This is a genomic window from Streptomyces sp. NPDC101181 (genome assembly GCF_044767975.1).
Lineage (GTDB): Bacteria > Actinomycetota > Actinomycetes > Streptomycetales > Streptomycetaceae > Streptomyces.
In genome coordinates this window covers 20,767-46,067 of record NZ_JBIWOX010000031.1, presented here as the reverse complement: position 1 = coordinate 46,067, position 25,301 = coordinate 20,767, and the positions used below count along the sequence as shown (strand labels likewise).

General features: G+C 74.2%; 21 protein-coding genes. 16 read left to right on the top strand and 5 right to left on the bottom strand.

Annotated elements, in window-relative coordinates:
• The first annotated feature begins 195 nt into the window (after window positions 1-195).
• From ACIRRU_RS29640 to ACIRRU_RS29615, 6 genes are all read left to right on the top strand, one after another.
• On the top strand, window positions 196-1,455 hold the full coding sequence (locus ACIRRU_RS29640; protein ID WP_403685480.1) for a beta-ketoacyl-[acyl-carrier-protein] synthase family protein: 1,260 nt from the start codon (window positions 196-198) through the stop codon (window positions 1,453-1,455).
• 104 nt (window positions 1,456-1,559) lie between these two features.
• Entirely contained in the window at window positions 1,560-1,955 is a 396-nt protein-coding gene (locus tag ACIRRU_RS29635; protein WP_403685479.1) for a GntR family transcriptional regulator, read from the top strand.
• Window positions 1,952-2,839 (top strand): ATP-binding cassette domain-containing protein, encoded by an 888-nt coding sequence (locus ACIRRU_RS29630; RefSeq protein ID WP_403685477.1) that lies wholly within the window; start codon window positions 1,952-1,954, stop codon window positions 2,837-2,839. The genes ACIRRU_RS29635 and ACIRRU_RS29630 overlap by 4 nt, the downstream gene beginning before the upstream one ends.
• Entirely contained in the window at window positions 2,836-3,552 is a 717-nt protein-coding gene (locus ACIRRU_RS29625; RefSeq protein ID WP_403685476.1) for a hypothetical protein, read from the top strand. Before ACIRRU_RS29630 ends, ACIRRU_RS29625 begins: the two co-directional genes overlap by 4 nt.
• An 81-nt stretch (window positions 3,553-3,633) precedes the next feature.
• Window positions 3,634-4,569 carry an ABC transporter ATP-binding protein gene (locus tag ACIRRU_RS29620; RefSeq protein ID WP_363205025.1) on the top strand — a complete coding sequence of 312 codons (936 nt, stop codon included), beginning with the start codon at window positions 3,634-3,636 and terminating at the stop codon, window positions 4,567-4,569.
• Complete coding sequence (locus tag ACIRRU_RS29615; protein ID WP_403685474.1) at window positions 4,566-5,318, top strand: ABC transporter permease; 753 nt, start codon at window positions 4,566-4,568, stop codon at window positions 5,316-5,318. The genes ACIRRU_RS29620 and ACIRRU_RS29615 overlap by 4 nt, the downstream gene beginning before the upstream one ends.
• A gap of 66 nt (window positions 5,319-5,384) precedes the next feature.
• Here ACIRRU_RS29615 and ACIRRU_RS29610 read toward each other — a convergent pair whose 3' ends face one another.
• Window positions 5,385-6,611, bottom strand: a complete 1,227-nt coding sequence (locus tag ACIRRU_RS29610) for a methyltransferase domain-containing protein (protein WP_403685473.1) — start codon at window positions 6,609-6,611, stop codon at window positions 5,385-5,387.
• A 346-nt stretch (window positions 6,612-6,957) separates the two neighbouring features.
• Complete coding sequence (locus ACIRRU_RS29605) at window positions 6,958-7,095, bottom strand: hypothetical protein (RefSeq protein WP_403685471.1); 138 nt, start codon at window positions 7,093-7,095, stop codon at window positions 6,958-6,960.
• A gap of 473 nt (window positions 7,096-7,568) precedes the next feature.
• On the opposite strand from ACIRRU_RS29605, the gene ACIRRU_RS29600 reads away from it, so the two are divergent.
• The gene (locus ACIRRU_RS29600; protein WP_403685470.1) at window positions 7,569-8,561 is read left to right on the top strand and encodes a sigma-70 family RNA polymerase sigma factor; all 993 of its coding nucleotides are present in this window, start codon (window positions 7,569-7,571) and stop codon (window positions 8,559-8,561) included.
• Window positions 8,540-9,715 carry a hypothetical protein gene (locus tag ACIRRU_RS29595; RefSeq protein ID WP_403685469.1) on the top strand — a complete coding sequence of 392 codons (1,176 nt, stop codon included), beginning with the start codon at window positions 8,540-8,542 and terminating at the stop codon, window positions 9,713-9,715. Before ACIRRU_RS29600 ends, ACIRRU_RS29595 begins: the two co-directional genes overlap by 22 nt.
• Before the next feature lie 252 nt (window positions 9,716-9,967).
• On the opposite strand, the gene ACIRRU_RS29590 is transcribed toward ACIRRU_RS29595, so the two are convergent.
• Window positions 9,968-10,882, bottom strand: coding sequence for a peptidoglycan-binding protein (locus ACIRRU_RS29590; RefSeq protein ID WP_403685488.1), 915 nt, complete (start codon window positions 10,880-10,882; stop codon window positions 9,968-9,970).
• Between the two features lie 433 nt (window positions 10,883-11,315).
• On the opposite strand from ACIRRU_RS29590, the gene leuE reads away from it, so the two are divergent.
• From leuE to ACIRRU_RS29560, 6 genes are all read left to right on the top strand, one after another.
• Window positions 11,316-11,981, top strand: a complete 666-nt coding sequence (leuE, locus tag ACIRRU_RS29585) for a leucine efflux protein LeuE (RefSeq protein WP_403685467.1) — start codon at window positions 11,316-11,318, stop codon at window positions 11,979-11,981.
• Between the two features lie 185 nt (window positions 11,982-12,166).
• Window positions 12,167-13,222, top strand: a complete 1,056-nt coding sequence (locus ACIRRU_RS29580; RefSeq protein ID WP_403685466.1) for a glycosyltransferase family 2 protein — start codon at window positions 12,167-12,169, stop codon at window positions 13,220-13,222.
• Between the two features lie 3 nt (window positions 13,223-13,225).
• A complete protein-coding gene (locus ACIRRU_RS29575) occupies window positions 13,226-14,641 on the top strand; it encodes a polysialyltransferase family glycosyltransferase (protein ID WP_403685465.1) in 1,416 nt (471 codons plus the stop codon).
• Window positions 14,642-14,691: 50 nt separating this feature from the next.
• Window positions 14,692-16,227 carry a tetratricopeptide repeat protein gene (locus tag ACIRRU_RS29570; RefSeq protein ID WP_403685463.1) on the top strand — a complete coding sequence of 512 codons (1,536 nt, stop codon included), beginning with the start codon at window positions 14,692-14,694 and terminating at the stop codon, window positions 16,225-16,227.
• On the top strand, window positions 16,224-18,815 hold the full coding sequence (locus tag ACIRRU_RS29565; protein WP_403685461.1) for a polysaccharide pyruvyl transferase family protein: 2,592 nt from the start codon (window positions 16,224-16,226) through the stop codon (window positions 18,813-18,815). The genes ACIRRU_RS29570 and ACIRRU_RS29565 overlap by 4 nt, the downstream gene beginning before the upstream one ends.
• A gap of 65 nt (window positions 18,816-18,880) precedes the next feature.
• Window positions 18,881-19,966: an acyltransferase gene (locus ACIRRU_RS29560; protein ID WP_403685459.1), complete on the top strand. Its 1,086-nt coding sequence runs from the start codon at window positions 18,881-18,883 to the stop codon at window positions 19,964-19,966.
• Window positions 19,967-20,121: 155 nt separating this feature from the next.
• Here ACIRRU_RS29560 and ACIRRU_RS29555 read toward each other — a convergent pair whose 3' ends face one another.
• A complete protein-coding gene (locus ACIRRU_RS29555; protein ID WP_403685458.1) occupies window positions 20,122-21,462 on the bottom strand; it encodes a polysialyltransferase family glycosyltransferase in 1,341 nt (446 codons plus the stop codon).
• Window positions 21,459-22,442 (bottom strand): glycosyltransferase family 2 protein, encoded by a 984-nt coding sequence (locus tag ACIRRU_RS29550; RefSeq protein ID WP_403685457.1) that lies wholly within the window; start codon window positions 22,440-22,442, stop codon window positions 21,459-21,461. The genes ACIRRU_RS29555 and ACIRRU_RS29550 overlap by 4 nt, the downstream gene beginning before the upstream one ends.
• 208 nt (window positions 22,443-22,650) lie before the next feature.
• On the opposite strand from ACIRRU_RS29550, the gene ACIRRU_RS29545 reads away from it, so the two are divergent.
• Window positions 22,651-24,039 (top strand): DUF6716 putative glycosyltransferase, encoded by a 1,389-nt coding sequence (locus tag ACIRRU_RS29545; protein WP_363205004.1) that lies wholly within the window; start codon window positions 22,651-22,653, stop codon window positions 24,037-24,039.
• A 20-nt stretch (window positions 24,040-24,059) separates the two neighbouring features.
• Entirely contained in the window at window positions 24,060-25,295 is a 1,236-nt protein-coding gene (locus ACIRRU_RS29540; RefSeq protein ID WP_403685456.1) for a cytidylyltransferase domain-containing protein, read from the top strand.
• Window positions 25,296-25,301: the final 6 nt, after the last annotated feature.

Sequence of the window (25,301 nt, the reverse complement as noted above, 5' to 3'; positions counted from 1 at the left end):
CTGGCGGACCCCTCGTTCACGGCCGGGGCCCGGCGGCTCCAGGCGGACCTGCACGCGATGCCCTCCCCGGCCGACGCCGTGCAGCGGATCGTCCACCTCACCGCACAGCACCGCGCGAGACCGGCCGCCGCGGCCTGACCCGGCGGAAGGACCCGGCCGAGGCGTGACAGGCAGAGAGCAGAGAGGGGACCAGCTGTGAACGGTGACCGGACGGACGGTGCGCACGGCCGGCGCGTGGTGGTGACGGGCCGGGGAGCGGTGACACCGCTCGGGCCCGACTGGGCGGCCACCTGGGAGGGGCTGCTCGCGGGCCGGAGCGGGGTCGGCGAGGTCACCGGCTTCGAGGTCGACGACCTGCCCGTGCGCATCGGGGCGGAGGTGCGCGGCTTCGACCCCCTCGCCCATGTGCCCCGGCCCACCGTGCGGCGTACCGACTGGACGATCCAGGCGGGGATCGCGGCGGCCCGTATGGCCCTGGCGGAGGCGGGACTCGAACTGGACGACGCGCTCGCCCCGCGCGTCGGGGTCGCGGTCGGCTCGATCATCGGCTCGACCCGTATCGCGTCCGGCAACGCGGCGGCGATGGCGGCGGAGGGGTACGGGGGAGTCAGCCCCCACGTGTTCCCGACGATGGGCATCAGCGCGGCCGCCGAACTCGCCCTCGCCCTCGGCGCCCGGGGGCCTTCCGCCGAGATGGTCGCCGCCTGCGCCACGGGCACCATGTGCCTGGGCGAGGCGGCCCGCTGGATCCGGGAGGGCCGGGCGGACGTGGCCGTCGCCGGGGGCATGGACGCCTTCGGGAGGCTGGAGCTGGCCGCCGCGGCCCGCGCCCGGGTGCTCTCCCGCCGCACCGGCGAACCCGCCGCCGCCTCCCGCCCCTTCGACCGGGACCGGGACGGGTTCGTCATCGGGGCCGGGGCGGGCGTGCTCGTCCTGGAGAGCGCGGAGCACGCCGTGCGGCGCGGCGCCCCCGTCCGCGCCGAAGTCGTGGGGTACGCCGCCACCACCGACGCCCACCACCTGACGGCCCCCGCGCCCGACGGGGCACAGATGGACCGCGCCATGCGGGAGTCGCTGGCGGCGGCCCGCCTGACCACCGCCGAGGTCGGGTACGTCAACGCGCACGGCACCGGGACCCAGCTCAACGACGCCAGTGAGGTGGCGGCGCTGCGCCGGGTCTACGGGGAGCGGGCCGGGCAGGTGCCGGTCAGCTCCACCAAGAGCATGACCGGCCACCTGCTCGCGGCGGGCGGGGCGGTGGAGGCGGCCGTGATCAGCGAGGTGCTGGGCACGGGCCTGGTGCCGCCGACCATCAACTGCGACGACCCCGAGTTCCCCGGGATCAACTTCGTACCGCACACGCCCCAGGAGCACCCCGTCGAGGTGGCGGTCAGTCACTCGTTCGGTTTCGGCGGCCACAACGCGGTCCTGGTGATGCGCCGATGGAACGGATGACCGACCGTCAGGCCGCCTGATCCGCGGTCCTCTTGACAGTGGGGCCACCCCCGTCCCTATGGTTCATTAGTCGAGTAGTGGACCACAGAGGTAGGGAGGGCGGCATGTTCGACGAGAGGTCACCGATCTACCTCCAGGTCGCCGAGCGCGTGCGCGCCGACATCGTCAACGGCGCGCTGAGCGACGACGAGCCGGTCACGTCCACCACGCAGTACGCCACGTTCCACCGGATCAACCCGGCGACGGTCGCCAAGGCGTACCAGCAGCTCGTGGACGAGGGCCTGCTCTACAAGAAGAGGGGAATCGGCATGTTCGTCACACCGGCCGCCCGGTCGGTCCTGCTGGGGCAGCGCCGGGAGCGTTTCTTCACCGAGGTCGTCGACGCGATGGTGGCGGAGGCGCGGACCATCGGCGTACCGCTCGACGAGGTCGTCGAGCGGCTGCGGCGGGCCGAGGACGCCGAAGCGGCGCACGGCGCCGCGCGGCGGGGCGAGAGATGAGCACCGCGGTCTCGGTGCGGGACCTGCGGCTCACCATCGGGCGCCGGGTGGTCCTGGACAACCTCTCGCTGCACCTGGGCGGGGGCCGGATCTACGGCCTGATCGGCCGCAACGGCTCGGGCAAGAGCAGCCTGATGTCCGTCCTGGCGGGGCTGCGCCGCCCCGACTCGGGCACCGTACGCGTCGGTGGCGAGCCGGTCTTCGAGAACGAGACCGCCGCGGCCAAGGTCTGCCTGGTGCGCGGCCGGTTCCACTTCCCCGACGAGCTGGGCCGGGTGCGGGACGCGCTGGGCTTCGCCTCCGCGTTACGCCCCGACTGGGACAGCGACTACGCCGAGCATCTGACCGAACGTTTCCGCATAGCCCCGGACAAGCGCATCAGGGCCCTCTCGGAAGGCGAGCGCGCCGCCGTCGGCGTCATCGCGGGACTCGCCTCCCAGGCCCCGGTGACCATGTTCGACGAGGTCCACGCCGTCATGGACGTCCCCGCCCGCCACGTCTTCTACGACGAACTGCTCGCCGACTACATGGCCCGCCCGCGCACCGTGATCGTCTCGACCCACCTGGTGGAGGAGCTCGGCTCCGTCTTCGAGGAGGTGGTGATGCTCGACGCGGGCAGGCTGGTGGCCCGCGGCGAGACCGAGGCGCTCCGGGCGCAGGGCTGCCAGGTCACCGGCCCCGCCGACCTGGTGGACACCTTCGTCCAGGGCCTCCAGGTCCTGGACGAGCGGCTGCTCGGCTACACCAAGTCGGTCGTGATCTTCGGGGAGCTGGGCGCCGACCGCCACGCCCGCGCCTGGTCCATGAACCTGGACCTGGGCCCCATCGGCCTCCAGGACCTCTTCAGCCACCTCATCCGTGACATGGGGGAGCGCGACCGATGAGCACCGCTCCCGCACCGCCCTGGCGGGGGACGGCGCTGCGCCTGCTCCTGCGCTACTGGACGCGGGTCAGCTGTGTCGCCTGGTGCGTGCTGAGCGTGGTGGTCCTCGCCATGACCATCTCGTCCGCGCTGCTGACCGAGCAGGGCCCGGACGCCGACGGCGTCATGCCCTCCTACGACGCCTGGGTACGGACGTACTGCCTGGTGATCGGCGCCCACCTGACGTGGCACAGCCTGCCGCTCTACGTGTCCAACTCCATAACCCGCAGGGCCTTCAGCCGGCAGGCGCTCGTGTTCGCGGTCGCCATCGCCGGCGTCACCGCGGCGCTGTTCACCGCCGGGCTCGGTCTGGAGGTCATGGTCTACACCGTGGCCGACCAGCCGCACGACTGGGGCTTCGGCTCCCTGCCCTCCTACCTGCTGGAGAGCTGGCTGGCGCACCTGGTGTGGCTGGTGGGCGGCGCGTTCGCCGCCGCCTGCGTCTACCGCTTCTCCGCCCGGGGCCTGCTGGTGGTGCCGTTCGCCACGCTGCTGATCTTCCCGGGGGACGTCCTGCTGGGCCGCGGCAGCGTCGCCCTCGGGGCCCTCCCGGCCTTCGCCGACCGACTGCCGCTCGCCTGGGCGGTCCTGGGCCTGCTGTGCATAGCCGCCGTCGGGGCGCTGCTGACCTGGTACCTGGTACGCGACGTCCCCATCCGCCCGCCGATCCGCTGACGCGCCACCCCACCCGGTGGCGGCCGGGCGGCCGTCGAAGCGTACGAACAACGACCGACAACGAGTGAGGAGAACGAGGCGATGGCCCTCATCGAAGTGGCCGGACTGACCAAGTCCTACGGCGCGACCCAGGCCGTGAAGGGAGTGGACTTCGAGGTGGCGGAGGGCGAGATCTTCGGCATCCTCGGTCCCAACGGCGCGGGCAAGACCACCACCGTCGAGTGTGTCGCGGGCATCCGCACCCCCGACGCGGGCCACGTCCGGGTCCTGGGACTCGACCCCCGCACCGAACGGACGGAACTGCGCCAGGTGCTCGGTGTCCAGTTGCAGGAGAGCAGACTCCCCGAACGCCTCCGGGTCGCCGAGGCACTGGACCTGTACGCCTCCTTCTACCGCGACCCCGCCGACCCCGGGCGGCTGCTGCACGACTTCGACCTGGAGGCCAAGCGCAAGACCGCCGTCAAGGCGCTCTCCGGCGGCCAGCAGCAGCGCCTGTCGATCGCCCTGGCCCTGGTGGGCAACCCGAAGGTCGCCATCCTCGACGAGCTCACCACCGGCCTCGACCCGCGGGCCCGCCGGGACACCTGGCAAGTGGTCGAGCAGGTCCGCGACCGGGGCGTCACGGTGGTGCTGGTCACCCACTTCATGGAGGAGGCCGAGCGCCTGTGCGACCGGATCGCCCTCATCGACCAGGGCCGGATCGCCGCGCTCGACACCCCGGCCGCCCTCATCTCCGACGTGTCCGGCGGCCGGCGGCTGCGCTTCCGCAGCGCCGACCCGGTGGACCGGGCGGCCCTGTCGGCCCTGGACGAGGTGGCCGACGTCGTCGTCGAGGGCCGGACGGTCACGGTCACCGGGCGCGACGGTCTCACCGGCGCGGTGGAGGCCGAGCTGGCACGCCAGGGCGTGAGCACCGACGGGGTACGGACCGAGGCCACGACCCTGGAGGACGCCTACCTCAGCCTGACCGGACGGCCGCTCGGGGGCCACCCCGACAGCGAAGGAGCGGACGCATGAGCAGCACGAACGGATTCATCCGGCTGACCAGGATGCAGGCACTGCTCGACCTGCGGGACAGCGCGCAGCTGCTGCTGCCGCTCGGCCTGCCGCTGCTGATCCTCACGATGAACGCCATGGGGGACTCGGCCGACCGGCCCTCCCGGGACCACAGCGGACGCTCCTTCCTGGACGTCACGCTGATGCCGATGACCCTGCTGATGATCGTCAGCATGCTGGCCCTGATCTTCCTGCCGACGAACATGGCCCAGTCTCGCCAGCTCGGCGTCCTGCGCCGCCTCTCGGTCACCCCGGTCCGGCCCATCGCCCTGCTCGTCGCGCAGACGGTGACCAACCTGCTGACCTCCGTCCTGGGCATTTGCCTGGCCCTGATCGTCGGGGCCACCGCGTTCGACGCGGGGATGCCCGAGAACGTCCTCACCTCGCTGCTGGTCTTCCTCCTGGTGGCGTTCGCCATGTACGGCGTGGGCCTGCTGGTGGCCGCCGTGGCCCCGTCGCCCAACGTGGTGGTCGCGGCGGGCTTCGTGCTGTTCTTCGGCACGATGGCCGTCGGGGGCGGCCTGGGCGACCCCGACAGCCTCCCGTCCGCCCTGCGGACCGTGGGGGAGTACCTGCCCTACGGAGCGGGCCTCAAGGCGCTGGGGGCGACCTGGGCCGGGGCGACCCCGGAACTGGCGCACCTGGTCAGCCTCCTGGTGGCGGGGGTGGCCGGTTCGGTGGTGGCCGCCCTCACCTTCCGCTGGGAGTGAGCGCGAAAGGGGGGCGCGGAGCCGGACACCGGCGCCGCGCCCCCCTCGCCGTCCGGCGAGCCGCCGTCACACCACGTGGACGCGGGGCACGTAACCGATCCACTGGCCGCCCGCGGCCCGGAACTCCTCCTCGTTCGCCATGATCTCCTCGGCGTGGTTCCAGGCGAAGAGCACCGCGTAGTCCGGGTAGCGGGAGCGGAACCGCTCGGGAGGCAGCACCGGGATGTGCGAACCGGGCGTCAGACGGCCCTGCTTGGCCGGGGTGCTGTCGCTGACGTACGCGAGCAGGTCCTCGCCGATCCCGCAGTAGTTCAGCACGGTGGCGCTCTTGGCCGTCGCCCCGTAGCCCACCACGTGGCGGCCCTCGTCCCGCAGTCGGCGCAGCAGGGCGACCAGTTCGTCCCGGCGCTCCTCCACCGCCGCGGCGAACCGCTCCAGGGTGGCGAACTCGGTCAGCCCCTGGGCGTCCTCCTCGGCGAGCAGCCGCGCCACCTCCGCGGACGGCTGCCGCGCCCCGGCCCTGGCCAGGGTGTACCGGACCTCGCCCCCGTGCACCGGCAGCCGCTCGGCGTCGACCAGTTCGAGGCCGTGCCGGGCGGCCATCGCGCGCACCGAGCGCAGGGTGAAGAAGTAGAAGTGCTCGTCGTAGATCTGGTCGAAGGACGTACGGGCCACGATGTCGGCGAAATAGGGGTCCTCGAAGACGAAGACACCGTCCGGCGCCAGCAGGGTGTGGACTCCGCGCAGCACGGAATCCATATAGGGGATGTGGCAGAGGGTGTTGGCGGCGTAAATGACATCCGCCGGACCTTCCTCGGACAGGATCGCGGCGGCCGTCGCGTCCTCGAAGAAGTCCTTACGGACCCGGATTCCACTGGCCGCGGCGACATCCGCGACACTCCCCGACGGCTCGACCCCCAGATGCCGGACCCCGGATGCGGAGACGGTCCTCAGCATGACTCCGTCATTGCACCCCAACTCCACGATGAAGGGGTCCGGTCCCTTCAGTTCCGTATCGAGGAACGTCCGGGCGACCTGAGTGAAATGCTCCTGCATCACCCGCGAACCGGAGGAGTGGTAGGGGTACTCCGCGTGGAACATCTCGTCCCGCGGCACCTCCTCCATGAGCTGCACCATCGTGCACTCCTCGCACATGCCCACGGCCAGCCGGTAGAAGAACTCCGGAGCCGCGGAACCGGGTGCGACGAAGCGGTCGGAGAGCGGCTGCCTGCCGAAGTCGAAGAACTCGCGGACGGTCCCGCCGCATATCTGACACAAAGGCTTCTGCTGCATTCTGGTCTCCTCGTCCGATGAACGGTTCGGTGGAAAGGGGCGGTCCGATCGGGCTGCGCACCTGGATGAAACCATGGGGCCGCCCCGCCCGCCGGGGAATGACTGCCGTCCCGAATTCTGTGACCGCGCGCGGAGGAAAGGGTGAGAACGTCCGCGCGTCAGCCCATGCCGGTCAGCGCGAAGTCTCTCTTCGCGCTGCGGAAAAGCCTGTTCCGAATCACCATGGCGACGGACGCGGAGCGGGCCGCGTGGATTCCTGGGATCGGACGCGAGTTTATACCGGATCCCCAATCGCCACTACGGGCCGGCGCGATTCGGCTCGCCACGCGGCGGGCGCGCGCCGCGGTCACGTCGAGACGATGGCCGGGGCGGCCGCTTCGGCGAGGCCGTCGGCGGCGACGCTGTCCAGCGCGTCGTCCAGCGCCTGGACGTCGTTGAGGTAGGCGGCCCACCGCCTCGCCGACACCTTCACCCGGCACGTCACAGCGGCCGGCTGACCTTCCGGGGGAGGCCGGTCCGTTACGGCGCGGCGGCCGGCCGCCGGTGTGCGTACGCGCGCAGTTCGCCGCGTGGACACGGCAGGTGAGCATGACGGCGGCGCGTTGAGCCGAGTCGATCGGGTGAACGCCCCGACGCGTTGGGCCCGCCGGTGGTCACATGGCGGTGCCGGGGTCGGGCATCCCTGGTGGGCGAGGGTGGAGAGGAGCGACGACCGGGGCCGCCACCCCCCACAGGAGAGGCCCCGGCCGTCTTCCACGGGGTCGCAGCACGACCCCGTACTCATCTCTGCGCCATGACTGCGTTTTCTGTCACACCGAGCGGCCGGAAACCGAATTGTTGCGAGTTGTACAAGTCATGGACGTGGCCCCCGCCGAGCACGTAGCGTGCTGAGGCGCGCAGAGTGGCGCAGCAGTGGTGACCAGCTGCGATGACGAAGACAGCAGGACGGGTTGGGGAGTGCTCGGGGACGACGCGGAGCTGACCGCCGCGGTGCTCGCGGCGCAGGACGGGGACGAGGACGCCTTCCGTGCTGTGTACCGCGCGGTGCAGCCACGGCTGTTGGGCTACATACGGACGCTGGTCGGGGACCCGGACGCCGAGGACGTGGCGTCCGAGGCGTGGCTGCAGATAGCCCGCGACCTCGGCCGGTTCAGCGGTGATGCCGACCGCTTCCGCGGCTGGGCCGCCCGTATCGCCCGCAACCGCGCTCTGGACCACCTGCGGATGCGCAGCCGCCGCCCCGCGATCGGCGGCGACGAGACCGAGCTGACCGGTCGGGCCGCCGAGTCGGACACCGCCGGCGACGCCATCGAGGCGCTGGCCACCGACCGCACCATGTCCCTCATCTCCCAGCTCCCCCAGGACCAGGCCGAGGCCGTCGTCCTGCGCGTGGTCGTCGGGCTCGACGCGAAGAGCGCGGCGCGGACCCTGGGCAAGCGCCCCGGCGCCGTACGCACCGCCGCCCACCGCGGCCTCAAGCGGCTGGCCGAACTCCTCGGCGCGGAGCACCCCCAGGAGTCCGTTCTCGTTCCCGTTCCGCTTCCCGGCGCCAGGGCAGGGGCTGTAGGAGCGGGAGGGGCCGGTGGCGCGGTCGTCCCGGACGGGGTGGCGCGAACGGAACGGGAAACGGAACCGGAACAGGCACCGGAAGTGGAACCCGAGCGGGTACGGGGGACGGAGCCCGAGCGGGCACGGCGCACGGAGCCCGAGCGGGTACGGGGCACGGAACCGAAGCGGGCGCGGGAGACCGAACCGGAGCGGGTGCCGGAGACGGGCCCCGTTCCCGGTCCCGTGTCGGGCGCGCTCGCGGGCCCCGGACAGGACGACGGCAGCGACGCCGGGCTCCGCGCCGTGCCCGCGCAGCGGCCCGGTCGGGGCGGTCCGGCGGCGGCCGCCGGGGCCACTCCCGGTGTGACGCATTCGCCGTCATGGACGCAGAGGGACATGTGATGGCCAACGAGCACGACGAGTGGCTTGACAAGGACGCGGCGGAGAAACTGCTCCGCGGCGAGCCGGTCGCGCCCGTCGGCGACCGGGCCCGTGACGACGCCCTCCGGCTCGCCGAGGCCCTCGACGCGGCCCGCGGCGGCGGCCCCGCGGGCGGCCCGCTCCCCGGTGAGGACGCCGTGCTCGCCGCCTTCCGGCAGGCCGCCCACGGTGACGGCGCCGTCGACCGCCTGGCCGGGCGCACCGCCGGTGCCGCCCTTCCCGGGCAGCCCGGAATGCTGTACTCCGTCCACCTCGGCCAGGCCCCCGCGGCGCAGGCCCGCCGCCCGCGCCGGAGCCGCCCGGTCCGCTTCGGCCTGGCCGTCTCGCTCGCCGGGGTCACGCTCGGCGGGGTGGCGGTCGCCACCGGTACGGGCATGTTCAGCGGTTCGTTCGGCGGCCAGGGCGCCCCCGCGCCCGCCACGTCCGTATCGGCCGCCGTCACCCCCGAGCCGCTGACGTCCGACCTGCCGACCGAGGACCCGCCGTCCCCGGCCGACCCGTCCCCGCCCGACGGCCCGGAGGTCTCCTCCTCGCCCGCGCCGAGCGAGTCCGCCGGGTCCGGGGAGGACTCCGGAGACCCGAGCGGCGAGGCCACCGGCCCCGAGCGCGGCGGCGATCCCACCGGCGGCGCGGACCGGCCGGGCGGCTCCGGCGGTGAGGACACCTCCGGCTCCACCCTCGGCGGTGAGGACCGGCCCGACGGGCGCGGCGACGACACGTCGCGCAACTGGTACGAGAAGTCCGTCAAGGCCTGCAAGGCCTTCCGCGACGGCACCCTGGACGAGCGGAGCCGCCGCCAGCTCATCGAGATGGCGAAGGGCGATCGGAACCTGGAGCGCTTCTGCGACCGCCTCCTCGGCGAGCACGGCGGAGGCGGCGGGAACGGCGGAGGGTCCGGCGGTTCGGGCGGTTCCGGCGGGGACGACGACGGCGACCACAACGGTCCGGGCAACGGCGGTGGCGGTCAACTGCCGCCCGTCTCCTTCCACCCCGTCCCGCGCCCGACCGCCCCGGAGGCCGGGGACCGGTTCGGCGCGGACACGGTGGACGCGGTCGCTCCCGCCGTCCCGCTCGCCCCGGCGAACGCCGCCGCGCCGCCCGTAGCGGCCCGCTGACCCGGTCTTCCGCCCGCGCGTGACGGTCGTGCGCAACCGGGTGTGACGTTTTCCGGTGGCCCGGCGCAGTACAGAGTGAGCCGACTGGTCATCGGCCGCGCGACGAGCCGGGGTTCCCCCCGTACCTTCGGCTCGGCGCATCGGCGCGGGCGGGACACGTTCCCCCGGTCCCGCCCGCGCCCTCTCCCTCCCACGCGCATGACCCCTGCCCGTACGGGCCCGTCGTGGACGGCACGGCTCCCGCGCCGCCGGTCACCAGTAGATGACGACCTTGTCGTCCTTGCGCACCTGGTCGAAGAGGGCCGCCACCTTCTTCTCGTCCCGTACGTTCACGCAGCCGTGCGAGGCGCCGCCGTACCCGTTCGCCGCGAAGTCGGCGGAGTAGTGCACGGCCTGGCCGCCGCTGAAGAACAACGCGTACGGCATCGGGGTGTCGTAGAGCGTCGACACGTGGTCCCGGGACTTCCAGTACACCGGGAACTCCCCCTCACGCGTGGGCGTGTACTCCGAGCCGAACCGGACGTCCATCGCGGAGACGACCTTGCCGTCGATCATCCACGCCAGCGTCCGGCTCTTCTTGCTGATGCACAGGACCCGCCCCTTGAGGCACCGTTCGTCCGGCGCGGCCACCGGCCGTTCCGTCGGCGGGTCCAGCTCGTCGGCCGTGGGGTTCCGGCTCATCGTGAGCAGCCGCTGCCAGGTGACCACGTCCGCGCGGCCGGTGACCGGCAGCTTCCGCCGGTCCTGGAAGGACCGCACGGCGTCGGCGGTGACGGTGCCGTAGTAGCCGGTGGGGTTACGCCCGAAGTGGCCGGTCTGCCGCAACCGCGCCTGGAGTTCTCGCACTTGGCCGCCCTCGGACCCGACGCGCATCAGGACCCGCGGCGCTGGGGCGGTGCTCGGACCGGTGGTGGGCCGGGCGGGCCGGGTGGTCGCCGGGACCGGCGCGGCCGAGGACGCCGAAGGGCTCGGAGGCGGCTCGGTGCTCGGCTCGGCGTCCTCCAGGGCGGCGGGGGAGGGCGGCGGCGTGGTCGGGTCCGGGGCGGGCTGGGCGGCCCGCGTCGGGGGCGGGGCACCGTCCGCTCCGGTGCCGGGCCCGCAGCCCGTCGCGACGGCGGCCAGCGCCAGCGCGGAGACCGCCGCGAGCCGCGCGGACCTGGGCACCACCCCGGCGGTCGCCCGGACGCCCGCCCCGCAGCTGGCAGGTATGCCGGTATCCACACGGACCGTGCCCGTACGTCCCGTTTCCGCACGGCCCGTGGCCGAACGTCCAGTTTCCGCGCAGCCCGTGTCTGTACGTCCCGTACCCCCGCCGCCCGCTCCGTTCGCGCGGCCCGCTCCGTCCGCGTCTGCCGATGTCATCCGCGCCACCCCCGCCACCCTCGGCCCCTCGGCCGCGTGATCCGTCCTGAGTTCCACTGGACGGATGCCCGCCCGACCCGGTGGTCAAATCCTGCCCGGGGCGGCCGCCTCGCGTCACGGCACTCCGACGGCGGTCCCGGGACGGCCGCGCCGCCCCGGGCGGTGTGTGACGTACGACGCTGTATTGCCTGGTGAAACGGGTGGACGGGCATCGGTTCGCCCGTGCGAGACTCCGTCCATGCTGGGTGTCACCGATCTTCCGACCTATCTCGCCGGCCTGGTGCTGATCGTCCTGCTGCCGGGACCGAACTCGCTCTACGTGCTCTCCGTCGCCGCCCGGCGCGGCGTACGCACCGGCTACCGTTCCGCCGCCGGTGTCTGGACCGGGGACACCGTCCTCATGACGCTCGCCGCGCTGGGGGCCGCGTCGCTGCTCCAGACCACGCCCCTGCTCTTCGCGATCGTCAAGTACGCGGGCGCGGGCTATCTGGTCTGGCTGGCGATCGGGATGCTGCGGGCCGCGGTGTCCCTGTGGCGCGAGCGGCACCGGCGTACCGCCGAGCTGATGGATACGGCCGGGACGCCCGAGACGCACCAGGCGACGGAGAACCCCTACCGCCGGGCCCTGTTGGTCAGTCTGATCAACCCGAAGGCGATCCTGTTCCTGATCTCGTTCTTCGTCCAGTTCGTCGACCCCGGCTACGCCTACCCGGCGCTGTCGTTCCTTGTGCTGGGCACGCTGCTCCAGCTCGCGAGCTTCCTCTACCTGTCGGTGCTGATCTTCGGTGGCACCCGCCTCTCCGCCGCCTTCCGCCGCCGTAAGCGGCTGTCCGCCGGAGCTACTTCGGCCGCGGGCGTGCTGTTCCTCGGGTTCGCGGCGAAGCTCTCGCTCAGCAGCGTGTAGAGGCCGCGCGTACGCCGTTCCGCGCCGCGTCTCCCCGCGCCCGGACACCGTCGCCCCGGCACCCCGGTCCCGTACACGGACACTCCACCGACGCACAGTGTTCACCCGCCGTCGTGCCGGGTGTCACCCGCTCCTTCCGCCGCGTCACTAGGTTGTCCGGACCATGATCGAAGGTGAGGGCACGCGTGCCGAAACTGTCCGTCGTCGTCCCGTTCCACAATGTCGCGGCCTACGCCCCGGCCACGCTGGGCAGTCTGGCCCGCAACACGGAACCGGACATCGAGTTCCTGCTGGTCGATGACGCCTCCACGGACGGCACGCAGGACATCGTCGACCACTGGGCCGACCGGCTGCCGGGCGCCCGGGTGATCAGACACGGGACGAACCGGGGCATCGCCGCTGCCCGCAACAGCGGCATCGACGCGGCACGGGGCGACTACCTCACCTTCCTCGACGGCGACGACTGGTACGCTCCCGGCCACCTCGCCCGGCTGCTGACCGCCGCCCAGGACCTCGACTGCGACTTCGCCCGCACCGACCACGTCCAGTCCACCGGGATCACCCGCGTCGTGCGGCGCGCCCCCGCCCCGCTCCGCAACACCGTGCTCGACCCGCGCGCGGGGATCGGCGCGCCGGAGCGCGAGACCATGGTCGACTACCCCTTCGTGTGGGCCGGGATCTACCACCGGCGGCTCTTCGCGGACGGCGCCCAGCGCTTCGCCACCGAACTGCGCACCGCCGAGGACCGGTTGTGGATCTGGCAGCTTCACCTGCGGGCCCGCAGCTACGCGGCGCTCGGGCTGTACGGCATCTTCTACCGGCGCGGGGTCACCACCTCCCTCACCCAGATCAAGGACGCCCGCCAGCTCGACTTCTTCCCCGCCTACGACGCGCTGCTCGACCAGCTCCGCGCCGACCGGGACGCGGATGCGCTGCTGCCCAAGGCGGTCCGCACGTACTGCGCGATGATCGCCTTCCACAACGAGAAGGCCGACGACTACGAGCCCGCCACCGCCCGGCGGTTGCGCGCCGAGTCCGCCGCCGCGCTGGGCCGGATGCCGCAGGACGTGCTGGACCGCACCCTGACGACGATCGACGACCGCCGCGGCGCGCTGCTCCGGCGTCTGCGTGCCAAGCAGCCCAAGCAGCCCGCCAAGCAGCCCACCGGACACTCCGCCGAGCAGCCCGCCGCCGGGTCCGCCGAGCAGACCACCGAGCAGCCCGACCAGAAGGCCGCCTGACCCATGTCCCCCTCGCCGTCCCCCTCCTCCTCCCTGTCGCCGTCCGCGCCCTTGCCCACGTCCGCGTCCCGGCCCGTACGCACCCAGATCTTCCAGGTGTCCACGCTGTACGGAGCGGCCACCCTCGCCGCCGCGCTGGACGCCGGACAGTTCGGCCGGTCCGCCGACAGCCACCGCATCCTGCTGGTCTCCAACAACGCGGCCGTCCCCGAAACCGCCCTCCTCCTGGAGGAGATGCGCGGTTACGGCTCCCTCGCCGCCCGCTTCGACGCCGTCGTCGACTGGAACGAGGCGATCAGCCCGCACCACCCCAGCGGCTGGGGCCCCCGCTCCGAGGAGACCGTCCTGTGGCAGCGGGCCTTCCGCCTCGCCTGGGACATCCACCCCGACGCCCCCGTCGACCTCGCCGTGGAGTCCATCCAGGTCAACCCGGCCCGCGCGCTCGCCGCGATCTTCTCCGAGAGCGCCGTCCACGTGTACGCCGACGGGCTGATGAGCTACGGCCCCACCCGCAACCGGCTGCCGCAGTCCATCGCCTGCCGCATCCAGCGCGTCCTCCACCTGGACCTGGTCACCGGACTGCGCCCGCTCCTCCTCGCCGAGGCGGGCGTCGAACCCGAACTCGTCCCGGACGAAGCCTTCCTGGCCGTCCTCGCCGAGATCTCCGCCGCCGCCGAGGGGGACCGGGGGCTCGCCGCCGCCGAGGCCGCCGCGCCCACCGCGATGCTGCTCGGCCAGTACCTCGCCGCCCTCTCCATCCTCACCCCGGAGGAGGAAGAGGACCTGCACGTGAGGATGTTGCGGGGAGCCGCCCGCGCCGGACACACCTCGGTCCTCTTCAAGCCGCACCCCACCGCACCGGCCAGCTACTCCCGCGCCCTGGACGAGACGGCCGCCCAGCTCGGCGTCCGACTGACCACGCTGGACAGCCCGTTGCTCGCCGAGACGCTGTACGAGCGGTGCGCGCCGACCCTCGTCGTCGGCTGCTTCTCCACCGCGATGTTCACCGCCGCCGCGTACTACGGCATCCCCGTCGCCCGCGTCGGCACCCGGCTGGTCCTCGACCGCATCACCCCGTACGAGAACAGCAACCGGATCCCGCTGACGATCACCGACCACCTCGTGCCGGACCTGGACGCCGTGGGCGCCGGGACCCTGGTCCCGCGCCTGCCCCGCACCGCGCCGGACACCCTCGCCCCGCTGGTGCGGACCGTCGGCTACTGCATGCAGGCCAAGCTCAACCCGGACCTGCGCCCCGAGGCCGAAGCCTGGCTGCGGGACCGCCTCGACCCCACCACCCAGCACTACTTCAAGCGCCGCCGCCTCCAGAGCCTCACCCTGCCCGGCGGCGGCCCCCGGGGAGCCGCGGTCCGGCTGCGCCGCACCGTGCGGCGCACCCGCAGCAGCCTGGGCCTCTGACCCCGGCCGCGTTCCTCTCGCAGCCCGACTCACAGAACGGCGGAACGAGCATGGGCCAGACCCTCACCGGGCTGCTCACGTCAGTACGCGCGCTGGCGGGACGGCCGGGGTCCCCGGCACCGCGCCGGCCCGGTGGCGGCCCGGACCCGGCACTGGGGGCCGCCCTGCGGCTCTGCGGCGACCACCTCGCCGCCCTCGCCGCGTCCGGCCCCCTCACCGACGCCCGCCGCACCCGGCTCATCGCGTCGATCGGCGCCCTGACCACGGCGTGCTCCACTCCCGGCGCCGACGCGTTCGACGCGCTGCTGCGCACCGGTCAGGACGCCCTGGACACCGGCGGCGACGCCGAAACGCGGCTCGCCCTGGCCCTCGCCGACGAGGCGGTCGCCCTGCGCGCCCGTTCCAAGGGGGCCTGGCGGCTGCGCGGGCGCGCCCTGGACGCGCTCGGCCGGGGGGAGGAGGCGATCACGGCGTACGAACGCCACCTCGCGCTCCAGCAGAACCCGACCGCCTCGTACGACGCCGAACGCCGGATCGCCACCCTGCGCGCCGCCGGTGACCGCGTCGACCAGGCGCTGGCCCTGTTCCCGGCGGAGACCGGCACGCTGACGGCGGCGGCCCCGGAGGCGGGTGCCTCGGCTCCGGCGGGGGCGGCGGGCGACCCGGCTCCGGAGGCGGGTGACCCGGTGCGGAAGGCGGGTGCCTCGGCTCCGGCGGAGGGCGACCCCGGCGTCCGGCTCTCGCGGCAGCTGCCCGCCGCCGAGGCCCGCACCGCCTTCACCGACCTCGTCCGCCGCCGCACCGCCGAACTCGGCACCGCTCACCCGGCGGTGCGGCGGCTCGCCGCCCTGTACACCGAGCACCGCCGCCTCACCGAACGCGACCCGATGGCCGATCCGCTGCTCGGCGGGGCCGAACCCATCGGCGTACCCGGCCTGCGCCGCCTCGTCGCGGGCCGGACCGTGTGCCTGGTCGCGGACACGCCCCGCACCGCCGCGCAGGAGCACCGCCCCGGCAGCCGGCTGGCCGCCCTGATCGACGGCTACGACCTCGTCGTCCGCTGCGACACCCCGCGCCACAGCCCCCCCGCCGCCCGCACCGACCTGCACGCCCTCACCCTGCTCGGCGACACCCCGTGGCAGGGCCCCCGCTGGGACCGGCGGGCGGGCACCCGGCTGGTGTTCGGCGACCCGCTCGCGCACTGGCGGCTCGCCCTGCGCGGGCGGCTCGTACCCGGCGCCCAGGACCGCATCGGTGACGCCTCGCTGCGCCGCCCGCTGCACGACCCGGCGCTGCTCGGACTCGCCCCGCAGGATGCGGACCCCGGGAAACCGGCGAGCACCGCCTACACCGTGCTGCGGCTCCTCGACTTCCTGGGCACACCGGCCCGGGTGGACCTCATCGGCTTCGACGGCCCGGCGGCCCTGTCGCCGCGCGAGCGGGAGTGGGTCGCCACCCGCACCGGCGACGGGAACGGGAACGGAGACGGAGACAACCGGGACGACGGAAGCGCCGGAATCCCCGACGGCACCGACACCGGCACCGACACCGGTGCCGTCTCCGGAGTGAGGATCACCCTGAGATGACGCTCTCCGGCCCCGCCACCCCCGACCCCACCGCTCCCGCGGCCCCCTCCGCTCCTGCGGCCCCCTCCGTTCCCGCGACCGCCGAGTCCGCCGACGACCGTCGCGCCGTCACCGGCAAGCGCCGTATCGCCTTCGCCGTGCACGTCGCCGACGCGGCGGACCTCCCCGGACTCCTGACCCTCCTGCGCAGCCTGGTCCTGAGCAACCCGGCGCTCTGCGAGGACGTCGTCGTCCTGCACCCCGGTCTGCCCGACACCGCCTTCGCGGCCGCGCACCGGCTGCACCCCCGGCTCCTGCCGCGCCCGGCCGCCGGACGCCACGAGGTGTTCCGCCTCGACGGCTACGACACCGTGCTCGCCCTCTCCCCGGAGATGGTCGTCCTGGGCCCGCTCGACCCCCTGTTGCGACTCCGTACGGGCGTGGCCGCCGTGGTGCGGCCGGGCCAACGGCCCACCCGGAACGGCCTGTTGGTGATCCAGCGTCAGGACGTCGCCGCGATGCCGCCCGGTGGTGAGGACGCGGTGACCGAGATCGGGGACGACGTCCTCGTACCCCTCGACTCCCGGCACGACTTCCGGGCGCGGCGGCTGTACGACGACCTCCCGGTCCCCGAGGGCGTCACCATCCTGAACTTCGCGGACCCGGATGCCGACACCGTCTCAGCCGACACCGCGTCAGCGGACAACCCACCGGCGGACACTTCCCCGACCGACACCCCTCGGACCGGCACTCCTCCGGCCGGCACTCCTCCGGCCGACACCGCCCCCGCGCACGCCGCCCGGGACCGCTTCGACCTGGACGACACGGCGTTCCGGGCCGCCTTCCTCGCCCTGTCCGGCGCCAAGCACCCCGATCTGCTGCTGCACCTCGCGCTGCCGCTGCCCGCCGGGTCCCGTCCGCCGATCGACCTCGTACGGCAGCTCGCCGAGGTCCACCGGCAGCGCGGCCGCCACGACGAGGCCGTCGCCCTGCTAGGACCGGCCGTCGGGGACCGGCCCGATCTGCCGCGCTGCCACGAGACGCTCGGCGTCTGCCTGATGGCGCTGTCCCGGTACGAGGAGGCCGAGACGCATCTGCTGCTGGCGACCGCCTCACCGGACTTCGCCCCGCGCGCCTTCGGCCAACTCGCCCGGCTCGCCTGGCTGCTGGGCCGCACCGAGGACGCCCGCGCCTATGCCCTGGCCGGTCTCGACGCCGACCCCACCGACAGCAACTGCCGGGCCTGGTACGCCCGCACGACTCCCCGGACAGCGGCGTCGGCCCCGGCCCCCTCCACCGCCCCGGGCCCTTCCGCCACTCCGGACCCGGGCCCCTCCGCCGCTCCGAGCCTGGGCCACGAGCCGGCCCCGGCCCCCTCCACCGCTCCCGACCAGCAACTGGCCCACGTCGCCCTCTTCGCCGACGGGGACGAGAACGCGGGGGACAAGGTGCTCCCCGAGGCGGTCCGCCGCTGCTTCACCTCCGACACCGGCCCGGACCGCTGGTACCAGCAGCACGCGCACCTCCTGGTCGACGACGCCGCCCTGGACGAGCTGAACGCGCGGCGCGCGGTCGTCGTGGGCGGCGGCGGTCTCTTCCTCCCCGACACCGCGCCCAACGGCCACAGCGGCTGGCAGTGGAACATCCCCGACGACGTGCTCGCCCGGATCACCGCCCCGCTGGCGGTCTTCGCCGTCGGCTACAACGTGTTCGACGGCCAGCGCTACCGCCGGGAGCGGTTCGCGGCCTCGCTGCGGGCCCTGGTCGAACGGTCCGCCTTCTTCGGCCTGCGCAACCACGGCTCCGTGGCCCGGGTCCGGGAGCTGCTGCCCGCCTCCCTCCGGGACCAGGTGCGCTACCAGCCCTGCCCCACCACGGTCGCCCGGTACCTCGACGCGCGCCTCGCGCGACCGGCGGCGCGCACGGACACCGTGCTGATCAACTGTGCCTACGACCGGGCCGGGCTCCGCTTCGGCCACGACTACGGGCACTTCCTCGCCGAGATGGCGGCGGCGGTCCGGGCGCTCTCCGGCTCGGCGGAGGTCCGCTACGCCGCCCACATGCCCGCCGACGAACGCTTCGTGGACGACCTGCGCCGGGAGCACGGTCTCGTCCTTCCCGTCGAACCGCTCTACCGGTTCACCAACGACGAGATCCGCGACCTCTACCGGAGCACCCGGCTGGTGATCGGGATGCGCGGGCACGCCGGGATGATCCCCTTCGGCTGCGGCACGCCCGTCATCAGCCTGGTTTCCCACCCCAAACTGGCCTACTTCCTGGCCGACATCGACCGGCCCGAGTGGGGCGTCTCCGTCCACGAGCGGGACCTCGGCGCGCGGCTCGCGGAGCGGGCGCACGCGATGCTGGGCGACCACGCGGCGGCGGTGGCCGACGTGCACGACCGGCAGCGGGCGCTGTGGGAGGTGACCCGGGAGAACCTCGCCCGGCTCCGTGAACTCACCGGCCTCCCGGACCCGTTCACCCCTGAACCCGCAGCCGAACCCTCAGCCGCAGCCGAACCCGCAGCCGAACCCGCCACCGGCCCCGCGCTCCCCACCCAGCGATCCGCCGCCGAGGGCCGCGCCCCCCGGCTCCCGGACCGCGCGTAGGAGCCGCCCGCCACCCCCGTACACCTCCCCGACCCCCGCCCAGGCCCACCACCCCCCCGAGGACCATGTCGACCCCACCGCCCGCCCCCGTACCCGCCCCGGCGACGACGGCCGCCGGGACGCCGCGCCCCGTCCGTGAGCACCGCTACGACATCGACCTGCTCCGGCTGCTCTGCTCGGTCGGGGTGATCGTCTGCCATACCGGTTCCGCGTTCGTGAACACCGTGGGCCGTACGGCCGACAACGGGTCCGGCACCTACTGGGCCGGGCTGGCCGCCGACTCGGCGGGACGCTTCGCCGTGCCGCTCTTCTTCGCCATCGCGGGCTGGGTGGTCCTGGTCGGGGCGCCGCCCAAGGACGGCGCGACGCTGCGGCGGCGCGTCGTGCGGATCGTGGTGCCGCTCGCCGTCTGGACGGCCCTCTACCTGGCCTGGGGGCGCCTGCGCGGGACCAACGAGGACCCGGTCCGACAGCTCGGCCTGGACGCGGTGTTCGCCTCGGTCCGCCCGGCCTACCACCTCTGGTATCTGTACGCGTACCTCCCGGTGGTCCTGCTCCTGGCCTTCGTCGTCCTCGTCCGGGCGGGCAAGCGGCCCTGGGGGCTCGGGCTGGTCCTGCTGGTGCTGGCGGCGGGTCCGTCGCTCTTCGGCGACCTGGCCGAGGCCACCGGCCGCGAACTGCCGCGCTTCGGCTGGGGCTTCGGGCCCTACCAGCTGATCTACGCGGTGCTCGGCGCGCTGGTGCTCGCCGCCCCGGCCGGTACGTTCGGGCGCGGGCGGTTCGCGTGGCCGCTGCTCGCGGCGGCCGGTCTGGCGGGGGTGATCGCCTATCAGCACGAGGTGCACTACGCGATCCCGTACGCCCACGTCCTGGTGGCCCTGTTCAGCTGCGGTGTGCTGGTCACCCTGCACGGAGTACGGGTCCCCGAACGGATGCGCCCCGCCCTGACCCGGCTGGCCGACGCGTCGTTCGGGGCCTACCTCGTCCACGTCCTGGTCCTCGGCCTGCTCACGGACGCCTTCGTCCGCGCGGACCTGGCCGGACCGGTGGCGGCGGCCCTGGCGGTGGGCGTCGCCCTGGCCACCACGGCGCTGTCGTTCGGCGCGGCCCTGCTGTGGGGGCGGGCGGGGGCGAGCCGGGTGCTGGGCTGAGCCCGGCCCCGGCCCCGACCCCGGGTCCCCCCCCGGGTGCCCCCCACGGGGGTGGGCCCGGGGTCGGGCCCCCGTGCCGCCCCCCTACGGTCCACGCCCGGGCCGCCCCCCTACGGCCCACCCCCGGGTCGGCCACCCCTACCCGCCCGTCCCGCTCAGCGCCTCCCGCGCTTCAACTGCCGCGCACGCCGCGCCACTCGGCGCAGCGTCGCGTTGCGGCGCAGGAACGCGAGCCGCGCGGGGACGGCGCCCGGAAGGGCGAGGGAGGCCAGGCGGCGGCGCTTGAAGTAGCGCCAGGTGTGCGCGTCCAGCCGGCCGGTCAGATACCGCTCGGCGGCGGCCCGCAGGTCCGGGCGCACCCGCGGCCGCATCGCGAACGCGACCGCTGCCAGCAGGCCGTCCAACTCCGCTTCGCTGCGGGGGCGTTGAGCGGCGACCGCGTCCGCGTCGGCCAGGTCCGGCAGCAGGGCGTCAGCGAGGGTCACCGCCGTCCGCTCGGGGTTCTCGTACGGGGCCAGCCGCTCCAGGAGCAGCCCGGTGCCCGCCGCCGCCACCGGCAGTCCGTGGAGGCGGGTGGCGCGCAGGAGCGCCCCCGAGGAGCAGCCGACGACCAGCGCGGGCCGCAGGCGGTGCAGGAGCACGTCGTCGGCGACGCGCGACGCGGGGCCGGACAACACGGCCAGCTCGACTCCGGCGCGCTCCGCCTCCGCCCGGAGCCCCGCCGGGTCCTCCAGCCGTCCGTAGGGGCCGGGCGCGAACACCAGCCGGGTGTGGCCCAGGGTCGCGGCCCCGCGCACCATGTCCCGCTCCAGCTCCGCCTCCTCGGCCGCCGGAAGCACCCCCGAGGCTGCGAGGTCCTGCCCGAGCAGCAGCACGGGGGCGTCGCCGAAGTCCGGCAACTCGCTTCCCGCGTCAGCCAGTTCGGCGATGACCTTCATCTGTGCCTCGGCCGGTACGGTCTGCGGCTCCGCCCCGTACTCGGCCAGCAGCAACGGCCGTACCCCGGGCACCAGGTCCGGGTGGAGCAGCCGCCGCACCCGGGTCCCGGTCAGCGGGGGGACCTTGTCGCCGGTCGGGCCGTAGCCGCCCGGTCCCTCGGCGTAGACGTCGACCGGTACGCCGGTGAAGACCTGGGCCAGGGCTCGCGCGGGGCCCGTGTGCGGGGAGTCCACGACCAGCTCCACCGCCGACCCGCCGAGTCCCCAGGCGCGCCGGAAGTGGCGTTCCCACAGGGGGACGTCGTCGGGCCGGGGCAGCCAGCCGTCCGGGTGGAAGGGGTCGATCGCCGCGTTCCACGAGACCACCTCGTCGAACCGGGTGCGCAAGCGGTCGAAACCGGCGGTCTCCGAGACGTCGGGCACGGTCTCCGGGGCGGGCCCGGTCCGCGACAGCAGCAGGATCCGGCGGTCGGGTTCGGTGAAGCACCCCGCGTCGATCGCGGCGGCGAGCAGGATCACCGCGGCGGGGGAGGAGGCGTGGAAGATCCGGGTGGTCATACGGCCGAGGCCCCCTTCGTGGCGGCCGGGCGGCGGCGCAGCCGGCGCAGCCGGGTCGCCCGGGTCGTGTCCATGGCGTCGACGGCCTCGTCCAGGAGCGGTTGCGGCAGGCGCCGCAGGGCCGCCGCACCGCGCGATCTCAGTTCCCGCGCGACGGCCGGTTCGAATTTCTCCGCTGTGCCCAGGTGGTGGGCGAGGATCGCGCAGTAGGTCCGTACGGCCTTCGGCAGCAGGGTGTCCGCGTCGCGGTCGGCCGCCGTCTCGGCGACGACCTGGTCGAAGGCGCGCAGGAAGTCGAGCTGGCGGCTGTCGCCGATCCGGGTCAGCGAGGTGGAGACCCCGCGCCGGTAGAAGTGGCCGAGCAGCCCCAGGACGGCGAAGGACTCCGCCTCCCGGTGCAGCCGCCAGATCCACGGCCGGTCCTCGGCCGTGCGGAGCCCGTCGGTGAAGTGCAGCAGCCCACGATCGAGCAGCCGCCGGTGGTAGAGGCCCGCCCAGGCGAACGCGTAATCCACCGACGTGGTGCGCGAGGCGGGCAGGATCGCCGCCCGGGGGTCGCTCACCACCTCGTGCGGGCCGTGCGGAACGCGGTGCACGGTCCGGGTCCTGCCGTCCGCCCGGACGTGGTCCGTACGGACGAAGTCGCAGCCCAGCGCCTCGGTCCTGGCCACCAGCCGCTCGAAGTGGCCGGGCGCCAGCCAGTCGTCGCCGTCCAGGAACGCGATGTACTGCCCGCGCGCGGCGTCCAGACCGGTGTTGCGCGCGGTCGCGAGGCCCTGGTTGGCCGCATGGCGCAGGAGCACCGCCCCGGGGATCTCGTCCGCGGCCCGGTCCAGCAGCCGCTCCGTCCCGTCGGTCGAACAGTCGTCGACGAGAAGGAATTCGAAGTCCTCACGGGCGTTGGCCCGGAGACTTCTGAGGGTGTCGGGCGCGTATGTCCGCACGTTGAAGAACGGCACGATGACGGAGAGCTTAACCACGCGCATCACGTTAGGTGCGGCTCTGGCCCATTCCTTTTCCTGAACGCGCCCAGCAGGTGAACAGCGTCCGTCGGAGAGGTGAACCGCCTTCCGGGAAGGTGGAATTGCGGCCGCATCCGGGGGTGGTCCCCAACAGTCGGCCCGCTGTTAACCATCTGTTGCCATCGCGTTGGGCCCCGGCTCGAAAAGCCTTCCTAACTTCTAGGACGTGCCCCCACGTACCAGCCATGAGGCCGACCCGGCCGAAGCCCCCGCCGCCCCCCGCCAGGCGCTGCGGGTCGCCGTGCTCGCCGACTCCGACACCCGGTGGAAATGGGGCGCGCTCACCGCGCGCCGCCTGACCGCCGAGGCCGCCGGGGACGGACGGGACGCGCGCCCCGTCGAGGTCAGCGGGCTGCTGCTGCGGGGCCGTGCCACCCCGACGCCCCGCCAGCTCGCCGAGGTCGGCGAGGTCGGGATCGACGCCGGGCGGGTCCGCGAGGTCACCGCGGTCGAGTTCCTGCACACCGTGCGCGACGAGGGCTTCGACCTCGTCGTCCTGGCCCTCGTCGGCGGCGGCGTCCAGGCCATGCTGCACGGACTGGCCGCACTGGACCTCCCGCGCCGCCCGGTCGTCGTCACCGGTTACGTCGGCGTCGTCTACGAGAAGCTGGCCGACGGTCTCCTCCTGCGCCACGGCGCGGACGTCGTCCTCGCCAACTCGGCGCACGACGCGGGGCGTTTCCGCGCGCTGTACGAAGGGGTCGGCGCCGACGCCTCGGCCGTCACCGAAGCCGCCCTCCCCTTCCTCGGCGGAGCCCCGTACGCACCCGAAGAGGGCCGCGACACCGTGGTGTTCGCCGCCCAGCCCTCCGTACCGGCCTCCCGCGCCGACCGGACGTACCTGCTGCGCAGGCTCGTCGAGCACGCCCGGCTGCATCCGAGCCGCGAGGTGCTGCTCAAGCTCCGCTCCAAGCCCGGCGAGCACACCACGCACATCGAGGAACTGCCCTACCAGAAGCTGGCGCAGCGGCTGCCCGGCGGTCTGCCGCCCAACTTCCGCCTGGTGTACGGGCACATGGGCGAGGTCCTGGACCGCACCGACCTGCTGGTCACCGTCTCCTCCACCGCCGCCCTGGAGTCCCTGCACCGCAACATCCCGACCGCGGTCCTCACCGACCTCGGCGTCCGCGAACCCCTCGGCAACCACCACTTCGTCGGCTCCGGGCTCCTCACCTCCTGGGACAAGCTCGACGGCGGGTTCCGCCCGCGCCCCGACACCGCGTGGCTGGCCGGACAGGGCGTCGCCGCCGACGGCTCGTACGACACCGCCTACGACGCGGCCCGCGCCCGGGTCGCCGCGCTGCTGGCGGGCGACCGACTCCCGCCCCTCGCGCCCTACTACACCCCCGCCACCGCCCCCGGATACCTCCCCGGCATCCTCGCCCGCCACCACCTGGCCCCCGACGGCGCCCCGCTGCCCGGAGCCGCCGCACCCCAGGAGCCCGGCCGGGTCCGGGGCGCGGTGCGGGAGACCGTCCGCAACGCGGCGCGCGGCGCCTACCGGCACGGCGTCCAGCGCGTCGCCCCGGTGATCCGCCGGATGGGGGAGCTGTGACCACCACCTCAGGAGCCTCGATGACACCGACCGTCCTCGCCGTGATCCCCGCGCGCGGCGGATCCAAGGGCGTCCCCGCCAAGAACCTCGCCGAGGTCGGCGGCATCCCCCTGGTCGCCCGCGCCGTCCGGGCCGCGCTCGGCGCGCCCGAGGTCACCGACGTCCTCGTCACCACCGACGACGGGGCCATCGCCCAGGCCGCCCGCGCCGCCGCCCTCGACCTCGGCGCCGCCCACCGGCTGCACTGCGTGGAGCGCCCCGCCGCCATCGCGGGCGACACAGCGACCAGCGAGGCGGCCGTGCTGCACGCCCTGGACGTGTACGAGGCCGAGCGCGCCAGGAGCGTCGACGTCGTCCTCCTCGTCCAGTGCACCAGCCCCTTCGTCTCCCGCGAGGACATCGACGGGGTGGCGCGGGCGGTCGCCCACGAGGGCGCGGACACCGCGGTCACCGTCGCCACGTTCCACGGCTTCGTCTGGCGCGACGGGCACGCGGTCGAGGAGGGCACGTACGGCGTCAACCACGACAAGTCCGTACGCCCCCGCCGCCAGGACCGCCCCCAGGACTACCTGGAGACCGGCGCCGCCTACGCCATGGACGCGGCGGGCTTCCGTACCCACCGCCACCGCTTCTTCGGCCACACCGCGCTGGTGCCCACCGACCCGGCCCGGGTGCTGGAGATCGACGACCCGCACGACCTGGCCCGCGCCCGCGCCCTCGCCCCGCTCCTGGACCCCGCGCCGCTGCCCACCCGGGCCGACGTGGACGCGGTCGTCCTGGACTTCGACGGCACCCAGACCGACGACCGGGTCATGGTCGACTCCGAGGGCCGCGAGACCGTCGCCGTCCACCGGGGCGACGGACTCGGCATCGCGGCCCTGCGCAAGGCCGGGATCCCCCTCCTGATCCTCTCCACCGAGCAGAACCCGGTCGTCGCCGCCCGCGCCCGCAAGCTCCAGATCCCCGTCCTGCACGGCATCGACCGCAAGGACGAGGCGCTGAAGCGGTGGTGCGACGAGCAGAACATCGCGGCCGACCGGGTCCTCTACGTCGGCAACGACGTCAACGACCTGGGCTGCTTCGCCCTCGCGGGCTGGCCCGTCGCCGTCGCCAGCGCCCACGACTCGGTACGCGCCGCGGCGCGCGCCGTCACGACCACCCCCGGCGGTTACGGCGCCATCCGCGAGATCGCGGCCTGGCTGCTGGGCCCCACCCTCACCGCTGACACCTCAGCCCCCACTGTCCCCACCACGTAAGGAAGC

Coding starts and splice junctions, on each gene's coding strand:
- ACIRRU_RS29635 (WP_403685479.1), top strand. CDS start 1,560: ATGTTCGACGAGAGGTCACCGATCTACCTCCAGGTCGCCGAGCGCGTG.
- ACIRRU_RS29630 (WP_403685477.1), top strand. CDS start 1,952: ATGAGCACCGCGGTCTCGGTGCGGGACCTGCGGCTCACCATCGGGCGC.
- ACIRRU_RS29625 (WP_403685476.1), top strand. CDS start 2,836: ATGAGCACCGCTCCCGCACCGCCCTGGCGGGGGACGGCGCTGCGCCTG.
- ACIRRU_RS29620 (WP_363205025.1), top strand. CDS start 3,634: ATGGCCCTCATCGAAGTGGCCGGACTGACCAAGTCCTACGGCGCGACC.
- ACIRRU_RS29615 (WP_403685474.1), top strand. CDS start 4,566: ATGAGCAGCACGAACGGATTCATCCGGCTGACCAGGATGCAGGCACTG.
- ACIRRU_RS29610 (WP_403685473.1), bottom strand. CDS start 6,611: ATGCAGCAGAAGCCTTTGTGTCAGATATGCGGCGGGACCGTCCGCGAG.
- ACIRRU_RS29595 (WP_403685469.1), top strand. CDS start 8,540: ATGGACGCAGAGGGACATGTGATGGCCAACGAGCACGACGAGTGGCTT.
- leuE (WP_403685467.1), top strand. CDS start 11,316: ATGCTGGGTGTCACCGATCTTCCGACCTATCTCGCCGGCCTGGTGCTG.
- ACIRRU_RS29575 (WP_403685465.1), top strand. CDS start 13,226: ATGTCCCCCTCGCCGTCCCCCTCCTCCTCCCTGTCGCCGTCCGCGCCC.
- ACIRRU_RS29570 (WP_403685463.1), top strand. CDS start 14,692: ATGGGCCAGACCCTCACCGGGCTGCTCACGTCAGTACGCGCGCTGGCG.
- ACIRRU_RS29565 (WP_403685461.1), top strand. CDS start 16,224: ATGACGCTCTCCGGCCCCGCCACCCCCGACCCCACCGCTCCCGCGGCC.
- ACIRRU_RS29560 (WP_403685459.1), top strand. CDS start 18,881: ATGTCGACCCCACCGCCCGCCCCCGTACCCGCCCCGGCGACGACGGCC.
- ACIRRU_RS29555 (WP_403685458.1), bottom strand. CDS start 21,462: ATGACCACCCGGATCTTCCACGCCTCCTCCCCCGCCGCGGTGATCCTG.
- ACIRRU_RS29540 (WP_403685456.1), top strand. CDS start 24,060: ATGACACCGACCGTCCTCGCCGTGATCCCCGCGCGCGGCGGATCCAAG.